The following is a 12355-nucleotide window of genomic DNA, read 5'->3' as shown; positions in this document are numbered from 1 at the left end:
AATACTTAAAATATTATAATTCAGCAAGTGCCGATTCCAAATTAGGATGGATTCTGAAGACATTAGTCAAATGAGTAATATCGAACAATTTTTTGATTTTGTCGGGTATGTTGATTAATACCAAATTCAAATTGTTTTTGTTCATAGTAGCATGGGCATTGGCTAACATGCCAAGCCCTGTACTATTCATAATTTGCACAGCCGAAAAATCTACAATAAGAGATTTGAATTTTTCGGCAACTAATCTATCGAGCAATGCGGTAAATTCAATAGCGGTATTGCCACCGAGAACACTTTCATTGAGTTCTACGATAGCAATACCTTTGATTTCGTCTATGATTTTAAATTGATTCATGGGCTCTATTATGCTTTTGCGGTACTATAAGTTTTTTTGCCGTGCGTTTCATCTGTTTTTTTGTGAGTACGTATGTGATTCCAAATTACATAACCACTTGCTATGTATATCGAAGAGTAAGTACCAAACACGATACCGATGAACATTGTAAACGCAAATCCTTGAAGAACCGGACCGCCGAAGAACAATAATAATAATAATACCGATGTTGTAGTAGCAGTAGTATTAACAGTACGGCTGAGTGTTTCATTTATACTCATATTCACCATTTTCACAAATTCCATACCTTTATGTTTCTCGATATTTTCGCGAATACGGTCGAAGATAATCACAGTATCGTTAATGGAGTAACCAATTACCGTCAGCAGACCTGCAAGCAAAGCTTGGTCGAGTTCCAAATTCAAAATACCGAGATGGTGAGTTATGACGATAATTGAAAATGTTATGATAACGTCATGAACAAGGGCGATAACGGCTCCAACACCGAAATCGAATTCAAATCGGAAAGCGATGTAAATCAAAATCGCAACTATTGCAAGCAAAACCGCCCAAATAGCTTCAACAAAAAGCTCATTACTTATTTTGGCTCCAATTTTGTCAATTTTAAGCACAGTGTATGGATTTTCGGACATTGATTTATTCAGAGCTTCTTGGATTTTATCCGGTCCTGTGTTGACATCAGCAACTCTGATAAGGATTTGGTTGGCTTTGCCAAAAGATTTGATTTCGTTTCCACCTAAGTTCAAGTCACTGACGATGCTTCTAACTTTTCCCATATCCACATCTTTTTCGAAGGCAAGACCAATTTCGGCGCCGCCTTTGAAGTCAATACCTAATTCCGGTTTGAGAATGAAAACAGCCAACAAGCCAACAACTGTAAGTATAATTGAGAACATTGCAAATTGTTTTCTATAACCGGTAAAATTGATATTCGTTTTTTTAAAATATTGCATTTATTTAACCTCTATTTTTATTATTCTAAATTATACTGATTGAATTTGTTTTGGTTGACCAAAGTTAAACTCGTTGCCACCCTTGATAAGTAAAAGTTCGATTAGTGCTCTGGTAATCAAAATACCTGTAAACAAAGTACTAATTATACCAATCAATAGTGTTGTTGCAAAACCTTGGATAGGACCGCTTGCGAGTGTCAATAAGATGAATGCCGTAATACCGGTTGTGATGTTACCGTCAATGATGGCACTAAGCGCCTTACTGAAACCTTCGTCAATAGCAGACCTTAATGAACGACCTTTGGCTATTTCTTCGCGAATACGTTCAAATATAAGTACATTCGCATCCACTGCCATACCTATCGTCAAGATAATACCTCCAATACCGGGTAAAGTCAAAGTACCTTTGAGAGCAGTCAAAACCGCAATAACAAGGAATACATTTAACAATACTGCAAAGTCGGCTACGAGACCACCTTTATTGTAGTAAAACACCATATAAACAATTACGAGTAGCATCGCAAAAAGAGATGCAGTAACGCCTGAGTTTATCGAATCTTGACCAAGCGAAGGTCCAACCACACGTTCTTCGATGATTTGAACAGGAGCTTTCAAAGCGCCGGCTTTCAATACAACTTCCAATAATCTGGCTTCATCAGAATTTGCCATACCGGAAATTTGCGAACGTCCACCTAATATTCTGTCGCGAACAACAGGAGCGGAGTAAACTCTTTCATCAAGTACGATAGCGACTCTTTTGTCAACATTGGCTCCTGTAATCCTTGCCCATCTTTCAGCTCCGTCATCGTTCATAGTCATATTTACGATGGGTGCGTTTGTGGTTGGGTCAAATGATTGCTGTGCATTTGTGATTACTTCACCGGTTAGTTCCGGTTCGCGATTGAGCGAGAAAATTTCAAAAACTTCAATACCGGATTGTTTGAATAATCTCGAATCAGGTTTTGCTTCAATTGTAATTTTAAAATCTACTGGAATGAGAGGTTTGATTTCCGGACGATTCAAGATTTCATTAAATCTTGCAATCGAATCCTTAATTATGCGGAAGGAATATTCGCCATCAGGGATTTCATCGGTTGTATAATAGAAAGGCACCATTTGCCCTGCATCACCCGGCTGCATAAAGTATGTAGCAAACAAGGAAGTAAATGGATGCTCGGAAGTATGCTTTTTCATAATTTCGTCTTCGGACATACCTTCATATGGGTCAGCAGCTTTTGAAGTATCAGCACCGCTTGTATCGGTAAGGCTGGTATCTGCATCTAATAGTGCAGTCTGCATCGTATCAATTTGGGTAGCAGGTGCCGGTATTTCAGCTATTTGAGTAGCGGTGTCTTGAGCAACGGGTTGCTCTTCGACAATGCCTGCTCTGCGGCGAGCTTGCTCTGCTAATAGATTATCAATCCGAGCAAATGCACGAACAATATCAACACTATTCCGAACTAAATGGAATTCAAGACGAGCAGTTGTTTCGAGCAAACTACGCATTTGTTCTTCATTTTCCACACCGGGTAGCTCAAGGATAATTCTATTATTTCCTTGTTGTTGGATATTTGGTTCGGCAACGCCGTATTGGTCAATACGTTGTCTAATAACTTCTGCGGCTTGATGTATTGCATCATCGGCATTTTGTCTCAAACGCTCGATAATGTTTTCTTCGGTAGCTTCACGAAAATCACCAATATCATAATATGAAATCAATGATTTGCCCTTAGGACGGGCTATTTCGTTGAAATGCTTCAAGAAAATATCTAAAGCATCGCTATCCGAATCTGATGTCTCTTCACGAGTTTTTTCAAGAACGGTAAGAAATACTTCGTCTATAGCTTCGCGTTGAGCCGATTCTTCGAGCAGTTTAACAATATCAACCTCGAGAGTCACATACATGCCACCACGTAAATCAAGACCAAGCTTGAGTTGGTTTTTCTTGGCTTCGTCCAAGTCTGTGCCATACATGTTTCTAAATTCTTCCATAATAGCCAAAGAATCAGCAGAATTACCCGCAGCGTCAGCTTTTACGCGGTAATCTTTCAACTTACCTTCCAATTGGTATGCCCTATAAGTGGGTATCATAACGGCTATAGCCGCTATTATCGGAATCAAAATAAGGAAAAGTTTCCCCCAATTATTTTTCAATTAAATGCCTCCGTTTATATCTCTAATAAGTTTTGTTTTTTTTAATTGCATTCCATACGAAGTACAAATTTATGCTTAATTAATAGATTATTCAAATGAAATTTATAAACATGTTCACTTAAACTTAATATTTTTCTGCATCAATCTAAAAAAACAGGTGCACCGGGTCCCAAAGGAATCCCCGCAAACACCCATATAGCCGCCATTATACCCCATATCAATGCTAATGCAAAAGAATATGGCAATAGCAGCGATATTAATTTGCCAAAAGTGATTTCAGGTGCAAATTGTTTTGCAAATACTATCAAAATCGGGAAATATGGAAAAAGTGGCGTTATAAAATTTGTTACCGAATCGCCAATTCGATACATCATTTGTGTTGATTCGGGACTAATACCCAACAACATAAACATCGGAACAAAGACTGACGCCAACAAAGCCCACTTTGCAGACGCACTTGAAATGAAAATATTCACTATCATCGAAAAAAACAGGAATGACAAAAGTATCATTTCTCGTCCCAAATCAAGCTCTTGCAGGAATTCGGCACCTTTGACTGCGATAATCAATCCCAAATTTGAATCGTTAAAATATGCTATGAACTGACCTATTGCAAAGACTAAAACAATGTAGGAACCCATTGTACCCATCATATCATTGCTCATTCGGACTATATCTTTTGAATTTTTGATTGTCTTGGCAACATATCCATAAACGATTCCGGATACTGCAAACATAATCATCAAAATAGTTACTATACTACGAAACAGAGGTTTCATTGTCCCTGCTTCGTCTCTCAATATACCATCAGTGGGTATAACAGCCCATAGAATCAATAATGACATTACTATTACACTGCCGATTCCGTAAAAGAATGCTTTCCGAGCGTTTGGATTTGGGATTTCAGAATCGCTATCAAGCGATTTCGTTTCAGTATTTTTGAGAGCCGGTTCAACGATTTTATCTGTCACAAACCAACAAACTCCGGTAACAACTAACACCGAGGCTAACATAAAATAATAATTTGCAGTCGGGAATACATCGTAGCTTGGGTCTATGGTTTTTGCAGCTACATCTGTGAAAGATGACAACAAAGGGTCGAGTGCAGTAATAAAGAATGAGGCACTAAATCCGCCGCAAACAGCCGCAAAAGCTGCCAATAATCCTGCAATTGGGTGTCTGCCATATGATGCAAACAGCATAGCTCCAAGCGGCGGCAACAATACAACTCCCGAATCAGCCATCAGACTTCCGTTTACCGAAATTAATATTAGAACGGGAGCAATCAACTTTTTGGGGACTGAAGCTGTCAATGTGAGCAATGAAGTCTTAAAAAAGCCGGACTTTTCAGCTATTCCGATACCAATGATTGTGATTAACACTATCCCCAAAGGCGGAAAATTCATGAAATTCGCAGTAGCATTGGTCAACATTCGTTGAATTCCTGCTTTGGAGAGCAGATTGACGGCGATAATTGGTTCACCGGTTGCGGGATTTGTAGCACTAAATTGAACTAAAGAAGCAATATATGAAACAAACACAACCAGAGAAGCCAGACCTAAAAAGAGGAAGAATGGGTCAGGAAGTCTATCTACAGACTTTTCGACCCTTGATAAAATTGATTCGATTAGTTTTTTCATTTAGCTAAAGTAAAACAATATATTTATATTTGTCTTTTAAAAAACTTGTAATGTAAGGAAACTTTGTCAAACCAAATACATTTGGATGTCATAATTATCAATTATAACACTCGCCAACTAACTTGTGACTGTATTGATTCGATTTGTTCCAATGGAATCAGCGAAAGTAATATTATCGTTGTTGATAACGCATCAACCGATGATAGCGTTGATTATCTTTCAAAAAATTATCCGCAAGTAAGAATTGTCCGTAATGATAGAAATTATGGGTATGCAAAGGCTATCAACATAGGCGTTTCAGCATCCAAAGCCGATTATTATATTATCAGCAACAGCGATGTTATTTACCCCAACCAATCCATTCCAAAACTAATTTCGAGTTATCAGTACTTGGAGAATCCGGGAGTTATAGCACCTCAATTCATCAATGAAGATGGAACTTATCAAGAAGCATTTTCATTTTTCCCGAGCTACAAATTCGGGTTTTGGGAATTGACTAATCTTATCAAAATTATTCACAAAGGCTACGAAAATGAATTTGAGAGAAATCACGATGAATTAGCTCCATTAGTTGTTGATTTTACAGTTGGGGCTGTAATGCTATTTTCAAAAAAATTGTTTCAAGAATTGGATGGTTTTTGCGAAGATTATTTCTTTTATACCGAAGAAACAGACTTTTGCAAGAGAGCATCTCAAGCAGGTCATTTGAATTATATAATTAGAAACGTAAAAGTAAAACACTTGGTGGGTAAGACACGAGAAACTAACAGTGTCAGTTATATTCCCTTACTCGTCTATACAAAAAGATTATTTTTGAAAAAGCACTTGAGTTTGCTTGAAGCATCATTTTATAAAGTCTCTCAAATTTTGAAATTTTTCATGCTTTATGTTCATTCATTAACCTTCGCATTCTTGTTCCAAAGTAAAAAGACCAGAGTACTTACACGTGATAAAGCGAAGGAATTCATAGTAAATTGGATGGAAAATTACGAAGACCTGAAAACAAAGATGAAGCAAAAATATGGCGCTTAAAATTTTAGATGATTGTATAATTTGTGGCAAATGCGAGCCAATTTGCCCGACCGAAGCGATTTTTTTGGGTGAAGACATTTATGAAATTGACGCAGGTAAATGCGTTGAATGTATCGGCTATTTTGACGAACCTCAATGCCATGCCGTTTGTCCGGTAGATGTAATAATAAGGATAGAAAATGACACTGACTAATATAAAAATTGAATTAGAAGAAGGATTGATTAAGTCAATCACACCCTTTGACGAAGGCGTTTGCATTGTCACAGGCGACGCCGGTTCGGTTTTCAGAAATGCTTATATTTCGCCCGGTTTGACAGATTCACATTGTCATTTGTGGGGATTGGGCATGATGCGCCAAATTCTGACATTTGACGATTGTAAATCCGAAAAAGATTGTATCGAAAAAGCAGAGGCGCAGCCATTTTTCCGAAGCAGCTGGATTTTCGGCAGAGGTTGGAATCAGGAAAATTGGTCAAATAGCAATTTACCAACTTTAGAAAATCTTGATAAAGCATTTCCCGACAAGCCTTGCCACTTCATCAGAGTTGACGGACATGCTGCGTGGGTAAATTCTAAAGCTTTGGAAATTGCCGGTATAAGCAAAGAGACCAAAGACCCTGTCGGAGGTGCGATTTTGAGATATGATGACGGCACTCCTAACGGTGTGTTGGTTGATTCGGCGATGTTGTTGGTAGAAAAGCTAATTCCCGATTTTTCCGATGAGCAATATCAAGAGTTCATTTCAATTGCTCAAGATTTGTGCATTCAATCAGGAATAACCGCAGTCCATGATATGGATGTATCGCCGAAATTAATTAAGATATTTCACAAAATGAATTCGAATAATGAACTGAAAATCAGGATTTTTTCGCATGTTTCAGCTCAAAACGACGAATATATTGATGCAGGAATCACTCCGAGCATTTCTGAATATTTCAATATTGTTGGAATGAAATTATTCTCTGATGGTGCATTAGGCTCAAGAGGAGCAGCATTGTTGTCGGATTACGCTGATGATGACGGTAACAGGGGCTTGTTGATTTTGGATAAAATTCAAATGGCTGAAAAAGCTGAAAATGCCATCCAAAAAGGATTTGATATAGCAATTCATGCTATTGGCGATAGAGCAAATCGTGAAGTATTAGATGCTTATCAAATTTTGCGTCAAAAATTCGGAAATTTCAGAAATAAATTGAGAATTGAGCACGCTCAAATAGTAGCTGATGAGGACATTCAGAGATTTAGAGAACTAAATGTGATTGCTTCAGTTCAACCCATCCACTACATTGGTGATGAGAAAATGGCACTGGCAAGGCTCGGGCGAAAAATTTTCGATAAGCATGGGTATCCGTGGCAAAAATTCTTGAAAAACGGTGTCGAAATAATTGCCGGTTCAGATTTCCCGATTGAATCCCACAATCCATTTTTGGGGCTCTCAGCATTTCTCACAAGACAAAATCTAAATGGTGGTGAAATTCAGAATCCGGCTGAAAGATTGAATCTATTTGACGCCATAAAATCATATACTTTGACACCTGCAAAAGTTGTAAATTCATCTACAGGTTTATTAAGAGTTGGATATAAGGCTGATTTTGTAATTACAAACAGCAATATAAGTTCGAAATCACAAATACACGAAACATCGGTCGAGGCGGTTTACGTCGGTGGCAATTTGAAATATTCTCGCTCTTGAAGCAAATAATCATCAAGGTCCTCGTCCCAACCTTTGAACTGTATTCCTAAATCTTCCGATAATTTTTCCGATGACATTGCCGAAAAATGTGGTCTTTCGATTTTCTGCTCAAAATCAATAATTTTAGCAGGATGGATTTCAATATCCAAATTCAAATGCTTTTTAATCGTTAAAGCCCACTCGTAACGCGAGCAATACCCTTTAGGTATTAAATGATATAAGCCCTTTAAATCTTTGTCTAATGCTTCCAAAACACGCTCTGCAATAAATTTTACAGACGATGGAACCGAAATCTCATCATCAACAATTTTCAGCACTTGTTGCTTGCGAGACCATTCAAATAATTTATAGATAAAATTTTGCTGTCCCAAACCATACACCCAACTAAGTCGGAAAACTAATGAATTCGGGAATTTGTCTAAAACTATTTGTTCGCCGATTGACTTTGCTTTTCCGTATTCGTTTACAGGGTTGCATTTATCATCTTCCGTATAAGGCAATGATTTTGAACCATCAAAAACATAATCCGAGCTAAAATGAACAAATTTAGCACCGAATTTATTACATAGCAAAGCCAAATTATAAGGTGCGAACGAGTTGACAGGATAATTAGGTGAAAAATGATGTTCTGCTTTTACAGTATCATTATATGCAGCGCAATTGATAACGAGTTCGGGCTCAAGCTTATGGAATAGTTTTGATATAGCTTCAAAATCGGAAATATCAACATCAACAATATCAAATGTGAATAATTGCACATTATCTTTAGCTGAGAATATCTTGACAAATTCTTTACCGAGTTGTCCTGCAGCACCAAATACGAACACTTTCATTTTTGGTAAACCTTCGCCCAATATTGTCTCAAATCGTGAAGTTTTCCGTTAGCCCAATCAATATTTTGAAGATACCAATTCACTGTATTCGCAATTCCAATATCAAAATTGACTTTGGGAGACCATGAAAGCTCATTAGCAATCTTGTCATAATTCAAGGAATATCGGAAATCGTGTCCTGGTCTGTCCTTCACAAACTCTATCAAATCGTGAGATTTGCCGAGCAAATCAAGAATTGCCTTGACGACATCAATGTTACGCTTTTCGTTGCCACTTCCGATATTGTATATCTCCCCAACTCTACCATGATTCAGAATTTCCAAGACAGCCGAAGCACAATCAGCAACGTAAAGCCACTCGCGAATATTTTCGCCTGCTCCGTAAACGGGAATTCGTTCATCGGCAAGCGCTTTTAAAATTACAACGGGCACCAATTTTTCGGGATATTGCCATGGACCGTAGTTGTTCGAAGGTCTCACGGTAATCACGGGAGTGCCATATGTACGCAAATAAGCGCGTCCAAGCATATCAGCCGATGTTTTGCTCACTGAATAAGGCGAATTTGGTGCAAGCGGTGTATCTTCATAAAAGGAGCCTGACTCACCAAGTTCGCCATAAACTTCGTCTGTAGAAATATTGATGAATTTTTCGATTTCAAATGATTTTGCCGCTTCCAACAAATTATGAGTTCCAAGTATATTTGAGGTCATAAAAATTGTTGGTTCTAAAATGCTTCTATCCACATGGCTTTCAGCAGCCCAATGAACAATACTTTCAGGACGAAAAGATGTAAATGCCGACATTACAAAATCATGCGAAGCAATGTCGCCCTCGAAAAATTCGATATCATTCCAAACTCCGGAAAGCCGCTTTTTATCTGCCGCATAGGTCAGCTTGTCAATTACGGCAACTTGATGCCCTGCACTTACTGCTTGTCTGACAAATTCACTGCCAATGAAACCGGCACCGCCGGTAATCAATATTTTCATCTATTATACTCGTTTATAATTTTTTTGCAATAATTTTTGTAATCGCATTCGGGTAAGCTGCCAATTAATTTTTGGTAAGAATCCAAATCAATGAAATCTTGTTGCAAGGCAATTTCCTCCAAACAAGCAATTTTTGTACCTTGGCGTTTTTCGATAGTTTGAATAAAGACACCTGCTTCGAGCAATGATTGAGGTGTACCGGTATCAAGCCATGCCACTCCTCTGCCGATAGTCACCACATCGAGTTCATTATCTCGCAAATAGTGCTTGTGAAGGTCGGTGATTTCGATTTCACCACGCACACTCGGTTTGAGTTCACGAGAATAAGCGGCGACCTTAGAATTGAAAATATACAATCCCGGAATAGCGTATTTGGATTTTGGCACCAAGGGCTTCTCCTCTATGCTCAAAACTTTATGATTGTGGTCGAATTCTACAACACCATATTCGGTTGGATTATCTACATGATAAGCAAAAATTGTTCCACCATGATTGTTTGCTATTCCATCACGTAAAAAATCAAGCTTGCCATAGAAAAGATTATCGCCAAGAATCAGGCAAACTTGGGAATCGCCTATAAATTGTTCGCCTATGATAAATGCTTGGGGCAATCCACCCGGAGTATCTTGAATCTTATATTCGATTGTAATCCCGAATTGAGAGCCGTCACCCAATAATTTTTTGTAATTTGGAGTGTCTTCGGGTGTAGATATGATTAATACTTCACGAATACCTGCCAACATCAATGTCGAAAGCGGGTAATAAATCATCGGTTTATCATAAACAGCTTGCAACTGTTTAGAAAAAATATTGGTCATAGGGTATAATCTTGTCCCCTTTCCACCGGCGAGAATGATACCTTTCGTTTTCATTTATGCCTCATATTTGAATAATCTTGCATCAATCGAATCCGCCCATTGGCTCAGATTCATCCCAATTTTATCCTTGTTGCTCATTTTCAATGTGTTATTTTTAATGAGTTTGTGCATCAAAGCAATTATATCCGGTTCGCAATTAGACCAATCAATCCGGTCATCTGCAATTGTCAATGACGCTTCATTGCCTGGTGACCATTCGGATGTGCACATATATTCGATAAGCGAATCTTCCATTGCGTAAAAGCCGTGTGCGAATCCGTTCGGCACCCAAAACCATTCACCAAATTCGCTCTGATTGTTGCATTGCAGTTCTTGAGCCACGATTTTGCAAAAGTCAGGAGAATCGGGGCGAATATCCAGCGCAAAATCAATAATATGACCGTTAACGCACCTTACGAGTTTGTCCATAAATGGATTCCATTGGAAATGCAAACCGCGAAAAAAGCCCGCATGTGTGTAGGATTCGTTTGTTTGTTTGAATTGCTTTCCAACGAGAAAGACAGTTTTAGCATTATTCTCGAAATCTGATTGTCGGAAAGTCTCGGTAAAATATCCGCGTTCATCACTAAATCGGGCGAATTGAATAAGTTTCAGTTCGCTTAAAGCAAGGTTATTGACCTGAGTAATTTTCATATATTATAAATTCCCTTCCAAAACTTCTATCACCCTTTTAGCAGTTTTGCCGTCCCACATTTCCGGGATTTGGCTTTGCTTCCAATTTCCCGCAATTGCTTGATTGGCGTATTCCAACAATTTCTGCATATCTTTTCCGGCAATGACGTTCGAGCCTTCCAATATCGTAATTGGGCGTTCAGTATTTTCGCGCAATGTGATGCACGGTATTTTCAGTGCAGTAGTCTCCTCTTGCACTCCGCCGCTGTCTGTGATTACAAATTTCGAGTTAGACATTAATTTTTGGAAATCGAGATAGCCAAGCGGCTCGCAAATTTGAAGTCTCGGATTCAGAGCATTCAAATTTATGCCAAACTTCCGCAAATTTTCCTTAGTGCGTGGGTGCATTGGGAAAATAATATCTATATCGGAGGAAATTTCATTCAAAGTATTCATTATGCTCTGGATTCCTTCCTTCTCGTCCACATTTGATGGGCGGTGCAAAGTGACAAGGCTGAATTCACCGCTTCGGAGCTTTAAATCATCAAGAATAGGTGAAAGTTCCGCTTTGGGCAAGAACATAAATAATGTGTCAATCATTATATTGCCGACACGAAAAACTTTCGATTTGCTCACTCCCTCATTCGATAGGTTTTGGTCTGCATCTGCAGATGGAGTCAACAACAAGTCTGCAAGAGCATCGGTAACCAATCGGTTGATTTCCTCCGGCATAGTGCGGTCGAAACTTCGCAAACCCGCTTCGAGATGGACAATCTTGATTCCGAGTTTGGCAGCGACAATACTGCAAGCCATAGTTGAATTGACATCGCCGACGACGAGAATGGCGTCAGGTTTGACGCTAAAGCAAACATCTTCGAAGCGTTCCATAATTTTGGCAACTTGTTTGGCTTGGGTGTCCGAACCGACTTCGAGATTGATATCCGGCTTGGGGATGCCAAGCTCATCAAAAAAAAGAGACGACATTTTGGCATCGTAATGTTGCCCGGTGTGAAGCAAAATAGGCTCCAAGGAATCAGAACCCGCGTATGCTTTCATCAATGGAGCAATCTTCATGAAATTGGGGCGCGCCCCGACAATGTTAATAATTTTTGACATCAATTTTCAATTTTATACAAATTCAAATATAAGGATTTATGGGCGAACAATACCGTTATCGAAATTGAAAAAGGGAGTAGAATTAAATTTTGAATTTCA

12 protein-coding genes are annotated in these 12355 nt (G+C 38.6%); 3 read left to right on the top strand and 9 right to left on the bottom strand.

Annotated elements, in window-relative coordinates:
• Nucleotides 1-13: 13 nt before the first annotated feature.
• The 4 genes from M9949_13170 to M9949_13155 all read right to left on the bottom strand — a co-directional run bounded on the left by M9949_13170 (nucleotide 14) and on the right by M9949_13155 (nucleotide 5102).
• Nucleotides 14-355, bottom strand: coding sequence for an STAS domain-containing protein (locus tag M9949_13170; GenBank protein MCO5252351.1), 342 nt, complete (start codon nucleotides 353-355; stop codon nucleotides 14-16).
• Between the two features lie 8 nt (nucleotides 356-363).
• Entirely contained in the window at nucleotides 364-1308 is a 945-nt protein-coding gene (gene secF, locus M9949_13165) for a protein translocase subunit SecF (GenBank protein ID MCO5252350.1), read from the bottom strand.
• A 30-nt stretch (nucleotides 1309-1338) separates the two neighbouring features.
• A complete protein-coding gene (gene secD / locus M9949_13160) occupies nucleotides 1339-3462 on the bottom strand; it encodes a protein translocase subunit SecD (GenBank protein MCO5252349.1) in 2124 nt (707 codons plus the stop codon).
• Nucleotides 3463-3602: 140 nt separating this feature from the next.
• The gene (locus M9949_13155) at nucleotides 3603-5102 is read right to left on the bottom strand and encodes an AbgT family transporter (protein MCO5252348.1); all 1500 of its coding nucleotides are present in this window, start codon (nucleotides 5100-5102) and stop codon (nucleotides 3603-3605) included.
• Nucleotides 5103-5165: 63 nt separating this feature from the next.
• Between M9949_13155 and M9949_13150 the strand changes: the two genes are divergently transcribed.
• Genes M9949_13150 through M9949_13140 form a run of 3 tightly spaced genes read left to right on the top strand, consistent with a single transcriptional unit; the run spans nucleotide 5166 to nucleotide 7828 of the window.
• On the top strand, nucleotides 5166-6134 hold the full coding sequence (locus M9949_13150; protein MCO5252347.1) for a glycosyltransferase family 2 protein: 969 nt from the start codon (nucleotides 5166-5168) through the stop codon (nucleotides 6132-6134).
• Entirely contained in the window at nucleotides 6124-6327 is a 204-nt protein-coding gene (locus M9949_13145; GenBank protein MCO5252346.1) for a YfhL family 4Fe-4S dicluster ferredoxin, read from the top strand. Before M9949_13150 ends, M9949_13145 begins: the two co-directional genes overlap by 11 nt.
• Complete coding sequence (locus tag M9949_13140; protein MCO5252345.1) at nucleotides 6314-7828, top strand: amidohydrolase; 1515 nt, start codon at nucleotides 6314-6316, stop codon at nucleotides 7826-7828. Before M9949_13145 ends, M9949_13140 begins: the two co-directional genes overlap by 14 nt.
• Here the strand turns inward: M9949_13140 and rfbD are convergent.
• The 5 genes from rfbD to wecB are packed head-to-tail and all read right to left on the bottom strand — an operon-like array spanning nucleotide 7792 to nucleotide 12256.
• Nucleotides 7792-8661 carry a dTDP-4-dehydrorhamnose reductase gene (rfbD, locus tag M9949_13135; GenBank protein ID MCO5252344.1) on the bottom strand — a complete coding sequence of 290 codons (870 nt, stop codon included), beginning with the start codon at nucleotides 8659-8661 and terminating at the stop codon, nucleotides 7792-7794. The two genes, M9949_13140 and rfbD, sit on opposite strands and share 37 nt — an antisense overlap.
• On the bottom strand, nucleotides 8658-9650 hold the full coding sequence (rfbB, locus tag M9949_13130; GenBank protein MCO5252343.1) for a dTDP-glucose 4,6-dehydratase: 993 nt from the start codon (nucleotides 9648-9650) through the stop codon (nucleotides 8658-8660). The genes rfbD and rfbB overlap by 4 nt, the downstream gene beginning before the upstream one ends.
• Nucleotides 9647-10522: a glucose-1-phosphate thymidylyltransferase RfbA gene (gene rfbA, locus M9949_13125; GenBank protein ID MCO5252342.1), complete on the bottom strand. Its 876-nt coding sequence runs from the start codon at nucleotides 10520-10522 to the stop codon at nucleotides 9647-9649. The genes rfbB and rfbA overlap by 4 nt, the downstream gene beginning before the upstream one ends.
• Nucleotides 10523-11161, bottom strand: coding sequence for a dTDP-4-dehydrorhamnose 3,5-epimerase (locus M9949_13120; protein MCO5252341.1), 639 nt, complete (start codon nucleotides 11159-11161; stop codon nucleotides 10523-10525).
• Between the two features lie 3 nt (nucleotides 11162-11164).
• Nucleotides 11165-12256: a UDP-N-acetylglucosamine 2-epimerase (non-hydrolyzing) gene (wecB, locus tag M9949_13115; protein ID MCO5252340.1), complete on the bottom strand. Its 1092-nt coding sequence runs from the start codon at nucleotides 12254-12256 to the stop codon at nucleotides 11165-11167.
• Nucleotides 12257-12355 lie beyond the last annotated feature (99 nt).

It is taken from the genome of Candidatus Kapaibacterium sp., from assembly GCA_023957315.1.
Lineage (GTDB): Bacteria > Bacteroidota > Ignavibacteria > Kapaibacteriales > UBA2268 > PGYU01.
Note: the sequence above shows the minus strand (reverse complement) of the source record. Positions and strands in the feature narration are given on the sequence as shown.